Origin of the sequence: Arthrobacter pityocampae, from assembly GCF_002927275.1 — a bacterium.
GTDB lineage: Bacteria > Actinomycetota > Actinomycetes > Actinomycetales > Micrococcaceae > Arthrobacter_D > Arthrobacter_D pityocampae.
In genome coordinates, this window is the sequence record NZ_PRKW01000001.1 from 79,860 (window position 1) to 100,440 (window position 20,581).

Annotated in this window: 20 protein-coding genes and 4 tRNA genes; 6 read left to right on the plus strand and 18 right to left on the minus strand. The window is 72.2% G+C overall.

What is annotated here, in order from left to right; translation table 11 throughout:
* Window positions 1–21 precede the first annotated feature (21 nt).
* On the plus strand, window positions 22–1,323 hold the full coding sequence (locus C4K88_RS00465; RefSeq protein WP_104119696.1) for a PrsW family intramembrane metalloprotease: 1,302 nt from the start codon (window positions 22–24) through the stop codon (window positions 1,321–1,323).
* Between the two features lie 63 nt (window positions 1,324–1,386).
* On the opposite strand, the gene nusB is transcribed toward C4K88_RS00465, so the two are convergent.
* The 13 genes from nusB to C4K88_RS00530 form a co-directional block, all read right to left on the minus strand.
* Window positions 1,387–1,797: a transcription antitermination factor NusB gene (nusB, locus tag C4K88_RS00470; RefSeq protein WP_104119697.1), complete on the minus strand. Its 411-nt coding sequence runs from the start codon at window positions 1,795–1,797 to the stop codon at window positions 1,387–1,389.
* Window positions 1,794–2,357 carry an elongation factor P gene (gene efp, locus C4K88_RS00475; RefSeq protein ID WP_104119698.1) on the minus strand — a complete coding sequence of 188 codons (564 nt, stop codon included), beginning with the start codon at window positions 2,355–2,357 and terminating at the stop codon, window positions 1,794–1,796. Before efp ends, nusB begins: the two co-directional genes overlap by 4 nt.
* A 162-nt stretch (window positions 2,358–2,519) precedes the next feature.
* Window positions 2,520–3,614, minus strand: a complete 1,095-nt coding sequence (gene aroB, locus C4K88_RS00480; RefSeq protein ID WP_104119699.1) for a 3-dehydroquinate synthase — start codon at window positions 3,612–3,614, stop codon at window positions 2,520–2,522.
* Window positions 3,604–4,236: a shikimate kinase gene (locus C4K88_RS00485; protein WP_104119700.1), complete on the minus strand. Its 633-nt coding sequence runs from the start codon at window positions 4,234–4,236 to the stop codon at window positions 3,604–3,606. The genes aroB and C4K88_RS00485 overlap by 11 nt, the downstream gene beginning before the upstream one ends.
* Entirely contained in the window at window positions 4,236–5,444 is a 1,209-nt protein-coding gene (gene aroC, locus C4K88_RS00490) for a chorismate synthase (protein WP_104119701.1), read from the minus strand. Before aroC ends, C4K88_RS00485 begins: the two co-directional genes overlap by 1 nt.
* Window positions 5,445–5,476: 32 nt before the next feature.
* Window positions 5,477–6,358 carry a shikimate dehydrogenase gene (locus C4K88_RS00495; protein ID WP_241521640.1) on the minus strand — a complete coding sequence of 294 codons (882 nt, stop codon included), beginning with the start codon at window positions 6,356–6,358 and terminating at the stop codon, window positions 5,477–5,479.
* Complete coding sequence (gene mltG, locus C4K88_RS00500; protein ID WP_241521641.1) at window positions 6,359–7,681, minus strand: endolytic transglycosylase MltG; 1,323 nt, start codon at window positions 7,679–7,681, stop codon at window positions 6,359–6,361.
* Entirely contained in the window at window positions 7,678–8,292 is a 615-nt protein-coding gene (gene ruvX, locus C4K88_RS00505) for a Holliday junction resolvase RuvX (RefSeq protein WP_241521642.1), read from the minus strand. The genes mltG and ruvX overlap by 4 nt, the downstream gene beginning before the upstream one ends.
* 7 nt (window positions 8,293–8,299) lie before the next feature.
* Window positions 8,300–10,978 carry an alanine--tRNA ligase gene (alaS, locus tag C4K88_RS00510; protein ID WP_104119702.1) on the minus strand — a complete coding sequence of 893 codons (2,679 nt, stop codon included), beginning with the start codon at window positions 10,976–10,978 and terminating at the stop codon, window positions 8,300–8,302.
* Window positions 10,979–11,084: 106 nt separating this feature from the next.
* Complete coding sequence (locus C4K88_RS00515; protein ID WP_241521643.1) at window positions 11,085–11,363, minus strand: hypothetical protein; 279 nt, start codon at window positions 11,361–11,363, stop codon at window positions 11,085–11,087.
* Between the two features lie 24 nt (window positions 11,364–11,387).
* Window positions 11,388–11,762 carry a DUF948 domain-containing protein gene (locus C4K88_RS00520; RefSeq protein ID WP_104119703.1) on the minus strand — a complete coding sequence of 125 codons (375 nt, stop codon included), beginning with the start codon at window positions 11,760–11,762 and terminating at the stop codon, window positions 11,388–11,390.
* A 159-nt stretch (window positions 11,763–11,921) separates the two neighbouring features.
* Window positions 11,922–12,548 carry a 30S ribosomal protein S4 gene (rpsD, locus tag C4K88_RS00525; protein WP_104119704.1) on the minus strand — a complete coding sequence of 209 codons (627 nt, stop codon included), beginning with the start codon at window positions 12,546–12,548 and terminating at the stop codon, window positions 11,922–11,924.
* Between the two features lie 267 nt (window positions 12,549–12,815).
* Window positions 12,816–14,294: a replication-associated recombination protein A gene (locus C4K88_RS00530; RefSeq protein WP_104119705.1), complete on the minus strand. Its 1,479-nt coding sequence runs from the start codon at window positions 14,292–14,294 to the stop codon at window positions 12,816–12,818.
* A 90-nt stretch (window positions 14,295–14,384) separates the two neighbouring features.
* Here C4K88_RS00530 and C4K88_RS00535 point away from each other — a divergent pair, with 90 nt between their 5' ends.
* A complete protein-coding gene (locus C4K88_RS00535) occupies window positions 14,385–15,107 on the plus strand; it encodes an acVLRF1 family peptidyl-tRNA hydrolase (RefSeq protein ID WP_104119706.1) in 723 nt (240 codons plus the stop codon).
* Window positions 15,108–15,155: 48 nt separating this feature from the next.
* Here C4K88_RS00535 and rpe read toward each other — a convergent pair whose 3' ends face one another.
* The 5 genes from rpe to C4K88_RS00560 all read right to left on the minus strand — a co-directional run bounded on the left by rpe (window position 15,156) and on the right by C4K88_RS00560 (window position 20,018).
* On the minus strand, window positions 15,156–15,818 hold the full coding sequence (gene rpe, locus C4K88_RS00540) for a ribulose-phosphate 3-epimerase (RefSeq protein WP_104119707.1): 663 nt from the start codon (window positions 15,816–15,818) through the stop codon (window positions 15,156–15,158).
* A gap of 34 nt (window positions 15,819–15,852) precedes the next feature.
* Entirely contained in the window at window positions 15,853–17,448 is a 1,596-nt protein-coding gene (locus C4K88_RS00545; protein ID WP_104119708.1) for an RsmB/NOP family class I SAM-dependent RNA methyltransferase, read from the minus strand.
* A complete protein-coding gene (locus C4K88_RS00550) occupies window positions 17,445–18,410 on the minus strand; it encodes a methionyl-tRNA formyltransferase (protein ID WP_104119709.1) in 966 nt (321 codons plus the stop codon). The genes C4K88_RS00545 and C4K88_RS00550 overlap by 4 nt, the downstream gene beginning before the upstream one ends.
* Window positions 18,407–19,009 (minus strand): peptide deformylase, encoded by a 603-nt coding sequence (gene def, locus C4K88_RS00555; RefSeq protein ID WP_104119710.1) that lies wholly within the window; start codon window positions 19,007–19,009, stop codon window positions 18,407–18,409. The genes C4K88_RS00550 and def overlap by 4 nt, the downstream gene beginning before the upstream one ends.
* Window positions 19,010–19,130: 121 nt before the next feature.
* Complete coding sequence (locus C4K88_RS00560; RefSeq protein ID WP_104119711.1) at window positions 19,131–20,018, minus strand: cytochrome; 888 nt, start codon at window positions 20,016–20,018, stop codon at window positions 19,131–19,133.
* A 162-nt stretch (window positions 20,019–20,180) separates the two neighbouring features.
* On the opposite strand from C4K88_RS00560, the gene C4K88_RS00565 reads away from it, so the two are divergent.
* From C4K88_RS00565 to C4K88_RS00580, 4 genes are all read left to right on the plus strand, one after another.
* Window positions 20,181–20,254 (plus strand) — tRNA-Gly (locus tag C4K88_RS00565).
* A 52-nt stretch (window positions 20,255–20,306) separates the two neighbouring features.
* A tRNA-Cys gene (locus C4K88_RS00570) sits at window positions 20,307–20,377 on the plus strand.
* A 27-nt stretch (window positions 20,378–20,404) separates the two neighbouring features.
* A tRNA-Val gene (locus C4K88_RS00575) sits at window positions 20,405–20,476 on the plus strand.
* 29 nt (window positions 20,477–20,505) lie between these two features.
* A tRNA-Gly gene (locus C4K88_RS00580) sits at window positions 20,506–20,579 on the plus strand.
* The last annotated feature ends 2 nt before the right edge of the window (window positions 20,580–20,581 follow it).

The window sequence follows — 20,581 nt, forward strand, 5'->3', positions numbered from 1 at the left end:
GCTTGCCCCTAGGGTTGGACCATGGCTTTGAACAACCACGGAACGAACGCCGGAGGCCCGCAGGGCTACGGACGACCGGCGGCACCCCGGCCCGGACGACAGGACCCGCAGGGGGGCCTGCACGGCGGGCAGGGGTGGTGGAGTGACACCACTGTGAGGCAGCCCCGGTCGGCCCCGACGCGTGGCCCGGCCGATCCCCTGCAGCCGGTGTGGGACCGTGCGCCCCGACGCGGCCGTGTGCTCGACGTCCTCCTCGTGCTCGTCGCCGCCTTGGTGGTGGGCGCCGTCCTCCTGGTCCTCTCCCTGTCCCTCGGGCCGTCCGCGTTCGTCCTCTGCGGCGTCCTGGCCCTGGTCCCGCTGGGCATCTGCCTGCTCGGGCTCCGCTGGATCGACCGGTGGGATCCCGAGCCGCGCGGGGCCCTGCTCTTCGCGTTCCTCTGGGGTGCGGGGGCGTCCGTCGCGGTGACCCTGCTGCTCGGCACGTACGTGGTGGAGGTGCTGGGGGATGCGCTCACCACGACGTCCCCCGACGTCATCGGCCCGGTGCTGCAGGCCCCGCTCGTGGAGGAGTTCGCCAAGGGCCTCGGCGTCCTGATCCTCGTGTACACGCGCCGCAGCCACTTCGACGGGCCCGTGGACGGCATCGTCTACGCCGGGACGGTCGCGGCGGGCTTCGCGTTCACCGAGAACATCCTCTACTTCGGCTCCGCCGTCATGGATCCCGGCACCACCGGCGGTCTCGTGGGCGTGTTCGTGCTCCGTGGCCTGTTCTCCCCGTTCGCGCACGTCATGTTCACCGCGCTGCTCGGGTTCTTCCTCGGCTACGCGCTCGCCCGGGGCGGCGGGAACGCGCGCATCCTGGGGGCGTTCGTCCTCGGGCTCCTGCCGGCGATCGCCGGGCACATGCTGTGGAACGGCGGGACGATCCTCCTGTTCGACAACTTCTTCCGCTTCTACTTCGTCGTCCAGGTGCCGCTGTTCGTCGCCGCCGTGATCGCCGTCGTCCTCCTCCGGCGTGCCGAGCGGCGCCTCATCGAGGCCCGACTGGGCGACTACGCGCGGGCCGGGTGGTTCACGTCCGAGGAGGTGCAGATGCTCGCGACCCGGCCCGGCAGGTCACGGGCCCTCGCCTGGGCCAGGTCCGTCGGGGCCGGGGAGGACATGCGCGCGTTCATCCGGACGGGGTCGCGCATCGCGTACACGCGCCAGCGCATTCTGGGCGGCCGGCGCGACGGCGACTACGTGACCGAGGAACGCGCCCTGCTGGCGGAGGCGTCGCACCGGCGGGCCCGGATCTTCCAGCTGGCTTCGGCCGTCCGGTGAACGCGGAAGCCCCCGGAGACCGTCACGGTCTCCGGGGGCTTCCGGGGTGGCTGCGGGCCCCGCTCAGGCGAGGAGGGTCGGCTTCAGCTGCTGCAGCCGGCCGAGGAGGCCGTTGACGAACTTCGGCGACTCGTCGGTGGAGAGCATCTTCGCGAGCTCGACGGCCTCGCTGACCGCGACGCCGTCGGGGACGTCGTCGTTGTAGAGCAGTTCCCAGCTGCCGATCCGCAGGATCATGAGGTCGACGGCGGGCATGCGGTCGAGGGTCCAGCCCTGCGAGTAGGTGCTCAGGAACTCGTCGATCTGCTCCTGGCGCTCCAGCACGCCCTCGACGACGTCGACCGTGTAGTCGGCGATGATCATGTCCGTCTTCTCGCGGCGTGCGCGCATGACCTCGAGGGCCGGCATGTCGCGCTGCTCCGACTCGAAGAGGATGTCCAGGGCCCGGCGTCGGGCCTTACTGCGTGCACTCACTCGTTGACGCGTCCCAGGTAGTCGCCCGTGCGGGTGTCGACCTTGACCTTGGTGCCCGTGCCGAGGAACAGCGGGACCTGGATCTCGTGGCCGGTCTCCACGGTCGCGGGCTTGGTGCCGCCCGTGGAGCGGTCGCCCTGGAGGCCCGGCTCCGTGTAGGTGATCTCCAGCGTCACGGACGCGGGGAGCTCGACGTACAGCGGGGAGCCCTCGTGCATGGCGATCGTGGCCATCTGGCTCTCGAGCATGAAGTTCGCGGCGTTGCCGACGGTCTTGCCCGGCACCGTGATCTGGTCGTAGTCCGTGGTGTCCATGAAGACGTAGTCCTCGCCGTCCTTGTACAGGTACTGGTAATCGCGGCGGTCCACGGTGGCCGTCTCGATCTTCAGGCCCGCATTGAAGGTCTTGTCGACCACCTTGCCGGAGAGGATGTTGCGGAGCTTGGTGCGGACGAAGGCGCCACCCTTGCCGGGCTTGACGTGCTGGAACTCGAGGACGTTCCAGAGGTTGCCTTCGAGCTTCAGAACAGTACCGTTCTTGATGTCGTTCGTGGTCGCCACAGAATCACTTTCGTCGGTTTCGTACGTGTACGGGAGCGGAGGGGCCGGCCGGGGCGCAGCGGGCGCGCTGAGGCACGCCGAAAGTCCACAGCCTAGTCTACCCCGGACGGCACGGGGGGCCGGCGGCAACGGTCGGGGACGGTCAGAAACAGTCAGGGACGGTCAGGACGCGATCTCCTGGTACGCCGCGAACAGGAGCGACGTGTCGGGGACCTCGAGCATCCCCGGCCGGCCGATGCCGTCCAGCACCACGAAGCGGAGCAGGTCGCCGCGGGACTTCTTGTCCCGGCGCATGCCGTCCAGCAGCGAGGCCCAGCGGTCCCGCCGGTAGGTGACCGGCAGGCCGAGGGACTCGAGGATGCTCCGGTGCCGGTCGGCGTCGGCGTCGCTGAGCCGACCGACCATCCGCGAGAGTTCCGCGGCGAATACGAGCCCCACCGACACGGCCGCGCCGTGGCGCCACGAGTACCGCTCGGCGAGTTCGATGGCGTGGGCCAGGGTGTGGCCGTAGTTCAGGTACTCGCGGCGTCCCGACTCCCGGAGGTCCTCGGAGACGATGTCCGCCTTCACCCGGATGGCCCGCTCCACGAGGTCCCGCAGCACGGGCGACGCCGCGTCCGTCGCCGCGGCCTGGTCCTGCTCGATGAGATCGAGGATCACCGGGTCCGCGATGAAGCCGCACTTGACCACTTCGGCGAGCCCCGTCACGAGCTCGTTCTTCGGCAGGGTCCCCAGTGCGTCGAGGTCCACCAGGACGGCGGCCGGCGGGTGGAAGGAGCCCACGAGGTTCTTGCCCTCCGCGGTGTTGATGCCGGTCTTCCCGCCGACGGCGGCGTCCACCATGCCGAGCAGGCTCGTGGGCAGGTGCACCACGCGGACGCCGCGCAGCCAGGTCGCGGCGACGAACCCGCCCAGGTCGGTGACCGCTCCCCCGCCGACGGTGACCACGGCGTCCGAGCGCGTGAAGTCGTTCTGGCCGAGGACCTGCCAGCAGAAGGCGGCCACCTGGATGTGCTTGCCCTCCTCGGCGTCGGGGATCTCCGCGGTCACGGCGGTGAAGCCGGCGTCGGCGAGCTCGTCGCGCACGGTGTCGCCGGTTGCGCGGAGGGCGCGCGGGTGGATCACCAGCACGCGCCGCACGCGCTCCCCGAGGACGGCGGGCAGCCGCCCGAGGAGCCCTCGCCCGACGACGACGTCGTACGAGTCTCCGGGGCCGCTCCCGGTGACGGGGATGATCGTGGGGGTCTCAGTGTCCATGGGGTCGTGTCCCGCTCTCGTGGTTCAGGTCAGGTGTCGAGTCGTAGGTCGAATCGTGTGTCGTGTCGTGCGTCGCCGTCGGGGCTTCGTCGCCGCCGCGCGGGCCGTCGCTGCGGTGCAGGGCCGGGAGGGCCCGGAGCACCGCCGCGGTGACCCCGCGGACGGACAGGCCGCGCGTGTCGACCACGGTCGTGGCCAGGGCGGCGTAGACGGGCCGCCGCGCGTCGTACAGTGCCTGCCAGCGTTCCGCGGGGCGCCCGGCCAGCAGCGGCCGGCCGGACTCCCCGCCGATGCGCGGCAGGACGGTCGCGAGGTCGGTGTCGAGGAAGATCACCGTGGCGTCCTGCAGCAGGTCGCGGGTCCGCGGGTGGAGGACGGCCCCGCCGCCCAGGGAGACGACGGCGTCCTCGGCGAGGGCGGCCCGGACGACGTCGGCCTCGATGGTGCGGAAGGCCTCCTCGCCCTGGCGGGCGAAGATCCCGGCGATACTGCCGTGCTGCTCCACGATCAGCCGGTCCGTGTCAATGAACCGCGCATCGATCCGCTCTGCCAGCATCCGGCCGACCGCCGACTTCCCGACCGCCATGGGACCCACGAGGACCACCGCACGGTTCCGCGCCATCAGGCTCCGGCGGAGTCCAGGAACTCCGGGATGTTCTCGAGGTAGCTGCGCAGGTTGCGGGCGGTCTCGGTCAGGGAGTCGCCGCCGAACTTCTCCGTGACGGCCTCCGCGAGCACGAGGGCCGTCATGGCCTCGGCGACGACGCCGGCGGCGGGGACGGCGCACACGTCCGAGCGCTGGTGGTGCGCACGGGCGGCGGCGCCGGTGCTGACATCGACGGTGCGGAGGGCGCGGGGCACGGTGGCGATGGGCTTCATCGCGGCGCGGATGCGGAGGGTGTCCCCGATGCTCATGCCGCCCTCGATCCCGCCGGCGCGGTTGCTGGCGCGGACGATCTTGCCCTCCTCGTTGCGCACGATCTCGTCGTGGGCCGCGGTGCCGCGCCGTGCGGCGGTGTCGAAGCCGTCGCCGACCTCCACGCCCTTGATGGCCTGGATACCCATGAGGGCCGCGGCGAGGCGGGCGTCGAGACGGCGGTCCCAGTGGACGTAGCTGCCGAGGCCCGGCGGGAGTCCGTACGCGACCACCTCGACGACACCGCCGAGGGTCTCGCCCTCCTTGTGGGCGGCGTCGACCTCCGCCACCATCGCGTCCGAGGTGTCCCGGTGGAAGCAGCGCAGCGGGTCGGCGTCGAGGGCGATCACGTCGCGCGGCGTCGGCAGGACGGCGTCCTCCGGCACGGAGACGTAGCCCACGGCGACGGTGTGGCTGACGAGGCGGATCCCGAGCCCTTCGAGGAACTTCGCGGCGACGGCGCCGAGCGCCACCCGGGTGGCCGTCTCGCGGGCGCTCGCACGTTCCAGGACGGGACGGGCCTCGTCGAAGCCGTACTTCTGCATGCCGGTGAAATCGGCGTGGCCGGGGCGCGGGCGGGTCAGGGGGGCGTTGCGCGCCGAGTCGGCGAGCTCCGCGGCGTCCTGCTCCCCTAGGGGGTCGGCGGACATGATCTTCTCCCACTTGGGCCACTCGGTGTTCGCCACCTCGATGACCACGGGGCCGCCCTGCGTCACCCCGTGGCGGACGCCGCCCATGATGCGCACCTGGTCCCGCTCGAACTTCATGCGGGCGCCGCGCCCGTAACCGAGCCGGCGGCGGGCCAGTGCGTCCTGGATATCGACGCTCGTGATCCCCACCCCCGCGGGCATGCCCTCGATGATTCCGACCACGGCGGGGCCGTGCGATTCTCCTGCCGTCAGCCAACGCAACATGGCTTCCATACTGCCATGCGACGCGTCCCACCTCAGTGCCGGACGGCCCCCGCTGCGTCACACATCACGCGCAGGACGGCGGCGCGGTCATGGCCGGCCTCGGGGAAGAACAGCGCCACCTGTTCGACGGCCTGGTGGATCAGCATGTCGAGGCCGGGCACGATGGTCCCACCGGCCTGCTCCCAGGCGGCGGCGAGCCGGCTCGGCCAGGGATCGTAAGCGACGTCGAGCAGTGTCCCCTCCGTGCGGAACCCCGTGTCTGCCGCCAGTTCCCGGGCGAGGGGGTCCGCGGCACGCGGCGGCAGGGTCGAGACGACGACGTCGGCCGTGCGCACCGCCTCGGCGGCCTCCGACCAGGGCGCGAGGACCACCTCCGCCCCGAGGGCCGTGCCGATGCGCCGGAGATCCGCCGCGGCGGCGGGACGGCGGACGAGGACGGACACCGCACCGGCTCCGAGCTGCGCCAGGCCGGCGACGGCGGCCGCGGCGGTGCCGCCACCGCCCAGGACGACGGCGCGTCGTGGTGTCTCCACCCCTGCCGCCGCGAGGGCGTGGGCCACCCCGGCCACGTCGGTGTTGTGGCCGGTGAGACCCGGGTGCGGGCCCTCGCCGACGACGACCGTGTTGACGACGCCGAGCACGGCTGCCGGCGCCGTCGTGCTGTCGACCAGACGCGCGACGGCGCCCTTGAGGGGCATCGTCACGGACAGCCCGCGCCACGCACCGTCGGCGCGCACGGCGTCGAGGAACGCGGCGATGCGCGTCTCATCGACGTCGATCGCGGAATAGGTGCAGTCGATGCCCAGCGCCCGGTACGCCGCCGCGTGGAGCAGGGGCGACTTCGAGTGCGCGATCGGCGAACCGATCACGCCGGCCCGGGGCCCGCGGGCCGCCGGGCTACCTGCCGGCAGCACCTACTCGCACCGTCCGGGGTTGTCGCCGCACCAGGCCTCGTACTCGGCGACGTACTTCAGGTGCTCCGCGTAGGTCTCCGAGAACTTGGTCTCCCCCGTGTCGAGGTCGACCGTCACCCAGAAGTAGAACGGCACGTCGGCCGGGTTGACGGTCGCGTCGATCGCCTCGTCGCTCGGCGAGCCGATCGGCCCCTTCGGGAGGCCCGGGTTGGCGTAGGTGTTGTAGGGGTTGGAGGTGTCCTTCTTCTCCTCGTCCGTCAACTGGTACGTCCGTGTCCCGAGTCCGTAGGTGACCGTCGCATCCGACTGGATCAGTCCGTTGGTCTCGGTGTTGCCCGGCTTGAGCCTGTTGTAGACGGAACCGGCAACCGTCGCGTAGTCGCCCTCCTGGGCCTCCGCCTGCACGATGCTCGCCACGGTCAGGATCTCGTACTGCTCGTCCGGGTCGGTCACGCCGTCCTGGGCGAGGCGGTCGGTCGTCGCCGTGATCATCTCGGTGAGGATGTCCGTGGCGGTGGCCTCCACGTCGAAGCGGTACTCGCCCGGGTGCAGGTACCCCTCGAGGGAGAGGGCCTGGTCGGGGAGCCCGAACTGCGCGGGGTCCTCGGCGAGGGCGTCGAACTCGGCGCGCGGGATGCCCGTGGAATCGGCCAGGATGTCGAAGACCTCGCCCTGCCGCAGGTCGCGGGCGACGGCGGCGTAGGACACCAGGGTCGGGTCCTCGCCGAGGAGCGCCTCGGCGGCGGCGGAGGAGGACATCTGCAGGCGCATCTCGTACTCGCCGGGCTGGACCTCACGACCGTCGGCGATGGCGCCGAGTGCCTCCACGAACGTCACGGAGTCCGCGACGATGTCCGCGGTCTCGAGTCCGGTGCCGATCGCCAGCGCACCGGCACCCTCGGAGACGGTGAACACCGTCTCCTCGCCGCCCGGTCCGGCGTAGTCCTTCACATCGTTGAGGCCGAGGACATCGCGCAGCATGAGGGCGGCCCCGTACACCGTGCCGGCGAACAGGGCGAGGACCACGAGCAGGACGACGGTGCGGCGGATGCGGCGGCGGCGCTTCGCCTCCGAGGGCGTACGCCTGCTGCCGCTGCCGGCCCGCTGCGGGACGTCCTGGGCCACGAAGAACTCCTCGACGGGCTCGGGATGGGTGTAGCCGCCTGCGTCGGGGTGGGTGTGGTCGTCGGTTCCGGGGTGCCCGTAGTCGTCGTCTGCAGCCTCGTCGTGCCGGCGTGGTCCGGTCTCGTCGACGACCTGGCCGTCGGGGCGATCCAGCGCGTCGTCGGCGGCACCGTGGTGTGCGGAATGGCGGTCGCTCACGACTCGGATTCCCTCCTGCTCGGCGTACTGTGTCCGATGTCTGGCTCCTCTGTAGGGGTCGGCAGCGTGCTCTGTGTACCCGCTGCGGCTCGCACAGGAACCGGATCCCCCACATCCCGTCTGCGTGAACGCTGCATGTCGATGGCGTGCTGGAGTATTTCGACGGCAGCCACCTGATCTACCACCTTACGATGATCACGGCTGCCGAGACCAGCGGCGTGCAGGGAACGGTGGGCTGAGACCGTGCTCAGCCGCTCGTCCACCAGGCGCACCGGGAGCGGCGCGGACTGCCGCTGCAGTTCCTCCACGACCAGTCCGGCGTAGTCCCGCGCCATCTCCGCCGAGGGGCCCTCGCGGCCGCTGAGGTTCTTCGGGAGTCCCACGATGATCTGCACGGCGCCGCGCTCCACGGCTTCCCGCACCAGGATCCGCACATCGTTGTTCTTCCGCGGGTCCCGCTTGAGCGTGCGGATGGGCGTGGCGATCAGGCCGTCGCGGTCGCACCCGGCAACGCCCACACGGACCAGCCCGACGTCGACCCCGAGTTTCGGCCCGAGGGGATAGGGGGTGTCCGGCAGGCCGGACACCGCGCCCCCGCCGTCGTCCGCCACGGAGCCGTCAGCGCTCCGCGACCGCTGTGCGGATCGCGGCCAGCGCGTCGGGGATGCGCGTGGCGTCGGCGCCGCCGCCCTGCGCGACGTCGTCCTTGCCGCCGCCGCCGCCGCCGAGGATCTTCGCGGCGGTCCGCACCAGCGCACCGGCCTTGACCCCGGCGGTGCGTGCCGCCTCGTTCGTCGCGACGAGCACGAGCGGACGGTTCTGCGCGACGCCCGTGGCGGCGACCACGGCGGCCTCGGAGCCGAGGCGGCCACGAAGGTCCAGCACGAGGGTCCGCAGCTCGTCCGCGCTGCCGATCTCACCGGCGTCGTGCGCGACCAGGCGCACGCCGTCGACGTCGACGGCGGTGTCTACGAGCGAGCCAGCGGCCAGGGCGAGCTGCTCCCTGCGGAGCCGCTCCAGTTCCTTCTCGGCGGCCTTGAGCTTGGTGAGGGTGGCGGACAGGCGTTCGGGCAGCTGCGCCGAGGGCACCTTCAGCATGTCGGACAGCTCGGTGACGAGCGCCCGCTCGGCGGCGAGGTGACGGAAGGCGTCCAGCCCCACGAGCGCCTCGATGCGCCGGTTGCCCGAGCCGACGGACTGCTCGCCGAGCAGCGTCAGGCTACCGATGAGCGACGTCGACGGCACGTGCGTGCCGCCGCACAGTTCGCGGGAGAACTCTGCGTTCATCTCGACGACGCGCACCGTGTCGCCGTACGCCTCGCCGAACAGCGCGGTGGCGCCGAGCGCCTTCGCGTCCGCGAGGGACATGATCTTCGTCTCGACCTCGTAGTTGTCGCGGATCGCGATGTTGGAGACCTCCTCGATCTCCGACCGGGCGCCGGCGCTGATGCCCTCGCCCCAGGAGAAGTCGAAGCGCAGGTAGCCGGCCTTGTTGAACGAGCCGCGCTGCAGCGCCTCGGGGCCGAGGATCTCGTGGAGGGCGGCATGGACGATGTGCGTGCCCGAGTGCGCCTGCTCCCCGGCGCGGCGGCGCGGGCGGTCGACGGCGGCCGTGACGACGGCACCGGGGAACACCTCGCCCTCGCGCACGACGCCGCGGTGGACGCTCAGGCCCTTGACGGGACGCTGGACGTCGAGGACCTCGACCACGAAACCGTTGCCGGTGATGAACCCGACGTCGGCGGCCTGGCCGCCGGCCTCGGCGTAGAACGGCGTCTGGTCGAGGACGAGTTCGATCTCGCTGCCCTGCAGGGCGCTCGGGACGGACTGGCCCTGATCCAGGACGGCGACGATCGTCGCCTCCGAGGTGAGCTCGTCGTAGCCCGTGAAGACGGTCTGACCGCGGCCGAGCAGGTCGGTGAACACGGAGAGGTCGGCGTGGCCGGCCTTCTTCCCGCGGGCGTCGGCCTGCGCGCGCTGGCGCTGCTCGAGCATGAGCGATCGGAAGCCCTCGGCGTCGACGGCGAGGCCGGCCTCCTCGGCCATCTCGAGCGTCAGGTCGATGGGGAAGCCGAACGTGTCGTGGAGCGTGAAGGCGTCCTGCCCCGACAGCGGGCGCTGCTCGGAGATGGATTCCCGGACGGCCTCCTCGAGGCGCGCGGTCCCCGAGGCGATGGTGCGCAGGAACGCCTTCTCCTCGGCGTAGGCGATCCGGCTGATGCGCTCGAAATCGGCCTCGACCTCCGGGTAGACGCCCTTCATGGCGTCCCGTGAGGCGGGCAGCAGCTCGGGCAGGCAGGCCTTCTCGACGCCGAGGAGGCGCATGGCGCGGACGGCGCGGCGGATGAGGCGGCGCAGCACGTAGCCCCGGCCCTCGTTCGAGGGGGTCACGCCGTCCGTGATGAGCATCAGCGAGGAGCGGATGTGGTCGGCGACCACGCGCAGGCGGACGTCGTCGGTGTGGTGCGGGTCCTGCGGGGACTCGGAGCTCGTGTACGTCTTCCCGCTGATCGCCGCGGCGCGGTCCAGCACGGGACGCACCTGGTCCGTCTCGTACATGTTCTCGACGCCCTGCAGGATCATCGCGAGTCGCTCGAGGCCGAGACCCGTGTCGATGTTCTTCTTGGGCAGCTCGCCCAGGATCTCGAAGTCATCCTTGCCGGTGCCCTCGCCCCGCTGGTACTGCATGAACACGAGGTTCCAGATCTCGACGTAGCGGTCGTCGTCCGCCTCGGGGCCGCCGTCGGCACCGTAGGCGGGCCCTCGGTCGTAGAAGATCTCCGAGCAGGGACCGGCGGGACCGGGCTGGCCGGTGGACCAGTAGTTGTCCTTCTTGCCCATCTTCTGGATGCGCCCGGCGGGGACCCCGACGACGTCGCGCCAGATCTCCAGCGCCTCGTCGTCCTCGTGGTACACCGTGATCCACAGCTTGTCCGCGGGCAGGCCGAACCCGCCGTCGGCGACGTCGCTGGTCAGCAGTTCCCACGCCATGCGGATGGCGTCGGCCTTGAAGTAGTCCCCGAAGGAGAAGTTGCCGCACATCTGGAAGAACGTCCCGTGCCGGGCCGTCTTGCCGACCTCCTCGATGTCCCCGGTGCGGATGCACTTCTGGACGCTCGTCGCGCGGCTGTAGGGGGCCGTCTCGCGGGCGGTCAGGTACGGGATGAACGGCACCATCCCGGCGACGGTGAACAGGAGGGACGGGTCGGAGGAGACCAGCGAGGCGGAGGGCACGACCGTGTGCCCGTTCTTCTCGAAGTAGCTCAGCCAGCGGCTGGCGATCTCGTGGGACTTCATGGGGGCAGATCCTTCGATGGCTTGTTCGGGCGCCGGGCGTCGGAATAGGAGGTGGGCCCGGCGGTGTCGCGCGGGTCGCGGTCGGGACCCGCGGCGGTGCTGCGTCCTAGCGGAGGGAGCGGCGCGTCGCGGGGGCCGCGTCCAGGGCAGGGTCCTTGGGTGCAGTGGTGGGTACCGGCACGCCGAGGGCGGAGCGGAGGTCGTCCTCCCGCTCGCTCATGGCGGAGCGAAGCGCGTCGGCGAAGTCACCGATGCTGTCACTGATCTGCCCGACGGCGCGGTTCAGGCCCTCGGGGCCGAGGTTCGCCTTGGCCTGGGTCACCTTGCGGACGGCGACCACGCCGATGGTGATGCCTGCTGCCAGCCAGAATGCTCGTCTGATCATCGTTGTCTCCGGTTCGTCGGTGGGTTAGCGGCTGCGGCGGCGGCGCGCGGGCGAGGTCCGGCCGGCGAAGGCCGAGCGGACGCCGTACGAGAACGCCGAGACCTTGATGAGCGGGGAGCCGACGGTCGCGGCGATGAGCGAGGACAGCGCCGAGATGTTCGCCGACGCGTCGGAGACGTTGGACGTGATGCCGTCCACGGTCTTCAGCTGCCGGTGGGTGGTGCTCACGGTGCTGGTGACCTCTTCGAGCAGCGGCGTCGTCTCGTCGGTGACGGTACGGATGGCCTTGCGGAGCTCGTCGAACACGCGACCGAGCTTCCAGATCGGAACGGCCAGCAGCAGGACGAGGACGGCGAACACGCCAGCAGCTATCAGGCCGGCAATATCTCCACCTGACATGGGCGGTCTCCTTTACGCAGGGGGGCACCGCCAGGAAGGGCGGGCAGGGAATTCGTGCTCTTAGTACCTTACAGAACGAAGAGCCCGCGGCGGGTGCCGCGGGCTCTTCGACGACGCTTGCCGTTCAGGGCCGCAGGGGGAACCCGCGGCCGTGGACGTCTAGCGTGCGTAGTACTCGACGACGAGCTGCTCTTCGCAGGTCACGGGGACCTCCGAGCGCTTCGGGCGGCGCACGAGGCGCGCCTGGAGCTTGTCGAGCTGGACGTCCAGGTAGCCGGGAACGGCGGGGAGGACGTCGCGGTGCGCACCGGCGGCGGCAACCTGCAGCGGGACCATGGTCTCGCTGCGGCTGTGCACGTGGATGAGCTGACCCTCGGACACCCGGTACGACGGACGATCGACGCGCGCGCCGTCGACCATGATGTGGCGGTGCACGATGAGCTGGCGGGCCTGGGCGCTGGTGCGGGCGAACCCGGCACGGAGCACGAGGGCGTCGAGACGCATCTCGAGCAGCTCGATCAGGTTCTCACCGGTCAGGCCCGAGGTGCGGCGTGCTTCTTCGAAGACACGGGCCATCTGCGCTTCGCGGATGTTGTACTGGGCGCGCAGGCGCTGCTTTTCGCGCAGGCGGACGGCGTAGTCGCTGTCCTGCTTGCGGCGCGCACGGCCGTGCTGGCCCGGCGCGTACGGCCGACGCTCGAGGTACTTCTCGGCCTTGGGAGTCAGGGCGATGCCGAGGGCACGCGAAATGCGGACCTTCCGGCGGGCACGTGTGTTGTTAGCCACGTCTACCTTTCGATGTTTTTGCGGCGAAGAAGCGGACCTGCGCCACGAGGGCGTCCGCACTTCCGGTGTCGCTGGCCTCCACTTGCGGAGAGCCGGGATTGGCCGCTTCCCGGTACTACAGTCCGCCGCGACCCTGGCCGCCCCTCCGCGCAGCACCAGGAATCTGCTGCAGGGCACGGGGGGAGGCTGGTACACGACGACTTGCCAGTCAGCGTTCAATGCTAGCAGCGCCGGGCCCGGTGGGCCGAATCCCCGCCGGGGTAGCTGCTACTTCCCGCGGAGGATGCGCCGGAGTCGCGCCAGGCGGGACCCGATGTCCCGTTCGACGCCCCGGTCCGTCGGCTCGTAGTAGTCCCGGCCCACGAGGTCGTCCGGCGCATACTGCTGCGCCGCGATACCGTGCGGCTCGTCGTGGGAGTAGATGTAGCCCTTGCCGTGGCCGAGCTGCGAGGCGCCCGGATAGTGCGCGTCGCGCAGGTGCGCCGGGATGCCCTGGCCGTGGCCCGCCCGGACATCCGCGATGGCGGCGTTGATGCCGTTGTAGGCAGCGTTGGATTTCGGCGCGGTCGCGATGTGCACCACGGCCTCGGCGAGGATGATCCTCGCTTCGGGCATGCCGACGAGCTGCACGGCCTGGGCCGCGGCGACCGCCGTCTGCAGCGCCGTCGGGTCCGCCATGCCCACGTCCTCCGACGCCGAGATCATCAGCCGCCGGGCGATGAACCGCGGGTCCTCACCGGCCTCGAGCATCTTCGCCACGTAGTGCAGGGCGGCGTCGACGTCCGACCCGCGCAGGGACTTGATGAACGCACTCGCGACGTCGTAGTGCTGGTCGCCGGCGCGGTCGTAGCGCAGCGCCGCGACGTCCACCGCCTTCTCGGCGTGCTGCAGCGTGACCAGCACGGGCAGGACCTCCTGCGCCTCCTCGTCGGCATCGGCCGTCGCACCGTCGGACGGACCGGCCGCCCCGTGATCGGCGGCCCCTTCGCGCCGCTCGGACTGCGCGACGCCGGCGGCCGCCTCCAGCGCGGTCAGGCCGCGCCGTGCGTCCCCCGCCGCCAGGCGGACCAGGTGCTCGAGGGCGTCCTCGGACAGTTCGACCGTCCCGGCGAGCCCGCGGTCGTCGTCGACGGCCCGCTGGAGCAGGCCGCGGATGTCCGCCTCGTCGAGCGGACGGAGCGTCTGCAGGAGCGAGCGGGAGAGCAGGGGCGACACGACCGAGAAGGACGGGTTCTCGGTGGTGGCGGCGATGAGCACCACCCAGCCGTTCTCCACCCCGGGCAGCAGGGCATCCTGCTGGGCCTTGTTGAAGCGGTGGATCTCGTCGAGGAACAGGACCGTGGTCTGCCGGTACAGGTCCCGTGAGGTCAGGGCGTCGTCCATGACGCGGCGCACGTCCTTGACACCGGCGGTGATGGCGGACAGTTCCACGAACTTCCGGCCCTGGCCGCGCGCGATCACGTGGGCGAGCGTCGTCTTGCCGGTGCCGGGCGGGCCCCACAGGATCACGGACGACGGCGCCGCGTGGGCGCCCGGATCGTGCTCCCCCGCGAGCGTGCGCAGGGGCGATCCCCGACCCAGCAGGTGCTGCTGGCCCACGACCTCGTCCACGCTGCGGGGCCGCATCCTCACGGCGAGCGGGCTGCGGGGCCGCAGGCCCGCCGAGCCGCGTGCGCCGCCCGGGGTGCCGCCGGGGGCGTCGTCCGACCCGTCGTCGTCGGCCGCGGCACTGAATAGATCATCCACGGCACCAACGTTACTGTGGGCCACGGACGCTGCGGCATCCGTCGGGGTTCCCCCGGCGACCCGACCGCGCATGCCGCCGAAAGGAACCCCATGTCCCCCAGCAGGTCCGTCCTCGTCGAGGCCGGGCGCCTCGAGGGGTGGCTCGCACGCTTCGAGGTCCGCAACGGCCCGTTCAGCGCGCAGCCGGTGGCGGGGCGCGCGGACGGCTCGATCGCCGTGGCCGCCGCGAACGGCTGCACCGCGGTCCTTACCCCGGCCCTGCCGCCGGGCGTCCTCCCGCCCCCGGCGGCGGGGCCCGGGACGGACGCCGGAACACCCTACGTGACGGACGAGGGGTCGGCGCAGGGCGTCCGGCTGGCCGGGGAGCTGCTCTCCGCCGTCGACCCTGCCGGCACCGTGGGGATCCTGCTCATCCGGCGGGGCGGCTACTCCGTCGGCGTCGCCCAGGACGGCCGGATCCTGGCCTCGAAGACCGGCACCCGGTACGTCCAGGGCCGGACGGCCGCGGGTGGCTGGTCGCAGCAGCGGTTCGCCCGGCGACGCGCCAACCAGGCGGACGCCCTCGTGGAGGAGACCGCGGTCCGCGCCGCCGCCCTCTTCGGGGCCCACCCGCCGGCGTGCCTGCAGCTCGGCGGCGACAGGTCGCTGGCGACGGGCACCCTCGGCGAACCCGCCCTCGCACCGTTCGCGCGCCTCCCTCAGGTCCCGTTCCTCACGGTGCCGGATCCCCGTTTCACCGTCCTCGAGGACGCGGCCCGCACGGCCCTCGCCGTCCGGATCACGGTGACGGACCCGCCCGGCGGGACCCGCTGACCCGATCACGAACGACGGCGCGGACGGCCTCTCGCGACGCCCGGCGCCTCAGGCCGTCCGGGCCGCTGCCGCCCGGAGTGCCGTGATCGCGGCGGCGGCGTCGTCCGCTCCGTACACCGAGGACCCGGCGACGAAGACCGTCGCTCCGGCGTCGGCGGCGCGCAGGATCGTCTCCTCCGTGATGCCGCCGTCCACCTGGATCACCAGGGGCAGGTCCGCGCCCCGGACGGCCTCGGCGGCGCGGCGGATCTTCGGCAGCGTCAGGTCCAGGAAGGACTGCCCGCCGAACCCCGGCTCCACCGTCATGACGAGCAGCAGGTCGAGCTCGCCCAGCATGTCCAGGTAGGGCTCCACGGGCGTGGCCGGCCGCAGCGCCATGCCCGCCTTCGCGCCGGCGTCCCGCAGCTCCCGGGCCAGCCGGACCGGTGCGGCCGCCGCTTCCGCGTGGAACGTCACCGACGCCGCGCCGGACTCCGCGTAGGCGGGGGCCCAACGGTCGGCGTCCTCGATCATGAGGTGCACGTCGAGCGGCAGCGGACTGACCTGCTGGATCCTGCGGACGATCGGCAGCCCGAGCGTGAGGTTCGGCACGAAGTGGTTGTCCATGACGTCCACGTGCACGGCGTCGGCCGACGCGATGCGCTGGAGTTCGGCCTCCAGGTTAACGAAGTCCGCCGAGAGGATGCTCGGGTTGAGGCGAAGGTGCGTCACTGCCGTTCCTTTCGTTGCCGCTTTCCTGAGATCCTCAGGGGGTCTTCCGGATCAGTGCGAGGTACATCGCGTCCGTGCCGTGCACGTGGGGCCAGAGCTGCGCGCTCGTCCCGTGCCCGGCGTCGAGCGCTCCCCCGATGCTCACGGCGTCGAGCGCCGCCCCGGCATCAAGCCGCTCGAAGCCGGGACGCTTGCGGAGGCAGTCGTCGACGACGGCGTCCGTCTCCGCGTGGTGCGGCGAGCAGGTCACGTACGCCACGACGCCGCCGGGGGCGACGGCGTCCAGCGCGGAGGCGAGGAGTTCGCGCTGCAGGGGTGCGAGGCCCACGAGGTCGGAGGGCTTCCGGCGCCAGCGTGACTCCGGGCGTCGGCGCAGGGCTCCGAGTCCCGTGCACGGTGCGTCGACGAGCACGCGGTCGTAGCTCTCCGGCTGCTCCCGCCCGACGTCGCGTCCGTCGCCGACGCGGACGGTCCAGGACTCCTCGGGCACCGGGCGCAGCGCCTGCCGCACCAGCTGGGCCCGGTGCGGGACCGGCTCGTTCGCCGTCAGGTGCACGCCGTCGTCCAGTCCGATCGCCGCCAGGAGGGCGGTCTTGCCGCCGGGCCCTGCGCACAGGTCCAGCCACTGCTCGGGCCCGTCCGTCCGGCGACCGGCGAGGTCCACGCCGGCCAGGGCCCGCGCCACGAGCTGCGAGCCGGTGTCCTGCACGCGGAGGGTGCCCGCGGCGATGCCGGGGAGCCGGCTGATGTCGCCGCCCGAGTAGGAGGCCGATCCCGGGGCCAGCCGGCCCGGCTCGGCCCCCTCCGCGAGGGCGTCGTCGAGCGTGCCGAGGCCCGGCAGGGCGACGAGGTGGACGACGGGCGCCGCGTTGTCGGCCGCCAGCAGGGCGTCGATCTCCGTGACGTCCCGGCCGTGGGCGACGAGCGCCTGGCGCATCGCGCGCACGATCCACTCGGGGTGGCTGTGCCGCAGGGCCGCGATCGCGGTCGGGTCCGTCAGGCCCTCGACGAGGACGGCGATCCAGCCGTCCAGGTCCCGTGCTGTGACCTTGCGGAGCACGGCGTTCACGAGCGAGGAGGGGCCCGCGCCGATGACGGCGCGCACGAGGCCCACGGTCTGGTCCAGCGCCGCGTGGGCGGGGACCCGCATCGCGAGGAGCTGGTGCACGCCGAGTCTCAGGGCGTCCAGGACGGCGGGGTCGAGCTGGTCCAGCGGACGGTCGACGCAGCGCGCCAGGACGGCGTCGTAGGTGCCCTGCCCACGCAGCGCCCCGTAGGTGAGTTCGGTGGCGAAGCCGGCGTCGCGGCGGTCGAGGCGGTGCCTCCGGATGCTGGTCGGCAGGACGAGGTTCGCATAGGCGTCCTCGGCGGCGACGGCGCGCAGTACCTCGAACGCGACGAGGCGCGCGGGATCGGCGCGGCGGGTACGCTGCGACGGCGCGGCCTGGGAGAACTGGCGGTCGCCGCCCCGGTTCCGTTCCCGGCCCTGCTCGTCGCGACGGCGGGTGCCGCCTCCCTGGCCGGCGCCCTTACCACCGCCTCCGGTCCTGCCGGCACCGCTGCCCGTGACGGCCGGCCGGCGCTCCCCGCGCCCGCCGGATCCCCTGTTCGTTCCTCCGGTCGTGCTCATTCGAACACCAGCTCTCCGCGCGTCGCCGCGCCCCGCGCCCAGTCGAGGGCCTTCATCATCTTCTTCCCGGCCGGCTGCAGGTCCCCGAGGGCCAGCGCCTCCGTGCCCGTCCCCACCAGGACCTGCCGTCCGACGACGTCGATCCGGCCGGGCGGGATGACCGGCCGTCCACCGTCGGTGCGTCCGTCCTCGCCGCCCTCCTCGCCGCCATCCTCAGCGGCCGGGGTGACCGGTCCGAGCTTCACCCGCTGCCCGTCGAGCATGCTCCAGGCCCCGGGTTCGGGGGTCACCGCGTTGATGCGCCGGCGCACGGCGACGGCCGGCTGCGACCAGTCGATCCGCGCGTCGTCGATGCCGAGCTTCGGGGCGAAGCTCACCTCGCCCGTCTGGGGCGTCGCGGCCACCCGGCCGGCGTCGAGTCCGGAGAGGGTCTGCACGAGCAGCACCGCGCCGCTGGAGGACAGGCGGTCGAGGACCTCGCCGCTCGTCGCGCCGGGCTCGAGCGTCTCCGTCATGACGCCGAAGACGGGCCCGGTGTCGAGCCCCTCCTCGAGGAGGAACGTGGTCGCGCCCGTGATGTCGTCCCCGGCGAGGACCGCGTGCTGTACGGGGGCTGCGCCCCGCCAGGCCGGGAGGACGGAGAAGTGCAGGTTGATCCAGCCGTGCCGGGGGACGGCGAGGCCAGCCGGCGGGACGATGCCGCCGTAGGCGACGATCGCCGCGGCGTCGAGGCCGAGGGTGCCCAGCTGGGCGAGCAGGTCGGGGGTGAAGCGGTTCGCCTTGAGGACGGGCAGCCCGAGCTCCTCGGCGGCGGCGGCGACCGGGCTCGGCGTCAGGACCTTCCGGCGGCCCACGGGCGCGTCGACCCGGGTGAGGACGGCGGCGACGTCGAAGCCTGCGTCCACCAGCGCCCGCAGCGAGGGGACGGCGACCGCGGGGGTCCCCGCGAAGAGGATCCTCATCGGCCGGTCCGGCCTGCCGCGCCGGCGCCGCCGGCCGGCGTCGCGGGGCGGGCGAAGCTCGATCCGAGCGACCGGGAGCGCTCCTCCGCGGTCCGGGAGGTCACGCGGTTGTAGTCGGCGCTCCGGATCGCCCGGAGCGCGTTCTTGCGGTCCTCGCCGGCGAGCCGGTCGATGTACAGCGTCCCCCGCAGATGGTCCGTCTCGTGCTGGAAGGCGCGCGCCAGCATGCCCGTGCCCTCCACGGCGATGTCCCGGCCGGCGATGTCCTGGCCGGTGACGCGGGCCCACTCGGACCGGCCCACGAAGCTCCCGAGGCCGGGGACAGACAGGCAGCCCTCGACGTCGGACTCCCCCTGGGAGGCGCCGCCCACCTCGAGCACCGGGTTCACGACGTGCCCCTGGACGCCGCCCACCCGATAGGTGAAGACCTGGAGCCCGATGCCGACCTGCGGTGCGGCGAGGCCCGCCCCCTGCACGTCGATCATCGTCTCGGTCATGTCCTCGACCAGCCGGGCGAGCTCGGGCCCGAACTCGGTGACCTCCGCGGCGGGGGTGCGGAGGATCGGGTCGCCGATCATGCGGATACTCAGGACGGCCATCGGTGCTCGGTTCCTCGCTTCGGTTACGTCGGCTGCGTCGGAGGACGGCGTGCAGCGCTGCGCCGGTCCGACGATGTCGTGGCACCTGCGCCCTGGTCCGGGCGCGAGGTTCCCGTCAATCCTAGTGCGCCGGCGCCGCGGGCAGTGCGGGCTCGGCGGGAACCTGGCGGCCGGGCGGCGGGCCGAGCGGCAGGAGCGCCCGGCCGGCGTCCTCGGCGTCGAGTCCCGCCTCCCAGGCACGCCGGAGCGCGCAGAACCGCAGCCAGTGGTTCTTCAGCACGGCGGGATTGGCCCTCATCGCCCGCACCTCGGTCTGGCCGACGGCCACCCCGAGCAGCAGCGGCTGGTCCCCGTGCGCCCACGCCTCCCACCCACCCGCCTGCGGGTCGACGAGGGACTCCTCCGCCTTCATCCCCGCGACGAGCTGCATGACCACCTTGTCGTCCAGCGCCTTCACGAACCCGTCGCGGTCGGTGTTCTTGGTCTTGTAGTCGATCAGGCACGTCCGTCCACCGATCGTGGCGACGAGGTCCAGGGTGCCGGCGTACCCGAGGGTGGTGTTCCAGACCGTCAGCTCGGGTTCCACGGGACGGACGTCGTAGAGGTCCCACCACTCGTCGAACCGCTGGGCGAAGCCGCCCTCCCCCTGCTCCTCGAGGGCGAGGCGTGCCGCGTCGAGCTCCTCGGGACGGCCCAGGGCGCGCAACGCCACCTGCTCGCAGTAGTGGTGCACCCTGGTCCCGCGCAGGGCTGCCTCGTCGCGGTAGCGTTCGGCGGCCGACGCGGCGTCCCGGACGGCGGTGCGCAGCTCCGCGGGGCTCCCGAGCGCCCCGGGCAGGCGCGGGTCGCGCGCGAGGGCGCTGGCCGCCATGTGGCCGTACCAGCCGCCGAGGGAGGTGGGCAGCTGCGAGATGACGGTGGTGATGGACGGGACGGCGGGCTGCTCCGACGTGGAGCGGGCGTACATCCGGCCGTGGGGTGTTGCGTGGGCGAGGAGTGGGGCGGTCATGATCCCAGTCTCTCAGGTGGCTCCGACAGCTCCGCGGGACGGCACTCCCCTGCCGATTGGACGAACCCCCGAACGTCCTATAGAGTTTTCTCTCGTTGGAAAACGAAGAAACACCGCGAAATGTACGGCATCGAGCGGAGGTTTCGGGTTTGTTCTTCTGTTGCGGACGTAGCTCAGCTGGCTAGAGCACCACCTTGCCAAGGTGGATGTCGCGGGTTCGAATCCCGTCGTCCGCTCGCAAGTCACTGTATGGCCGGATCCGTCCGGTGATCGGAGTGATCCGATCATGGTGGGGTGGCCGAGAGGCGAGGCAGCGGCCTGCAAAGCCGTATACGCGGGTTCGAATCCCGTCCCCACCTCGTTACAGAACGAGCACCCATGGAAATGGGCGATTGGCGCAGCGGTAGCGCGCTTCCCTGACACGGAAGAGGTCACTGGTTCGATCCCAGTATCGCCCACGACGGCGCCCCCTCGGGGGCGCTTTTTTGCGGACGTAGCTCAGCTGGCTAGAGCACCACCTTGCCAAGGTGGATGTCGCGGGTTCGAATCCCGTCGTCCGCTCT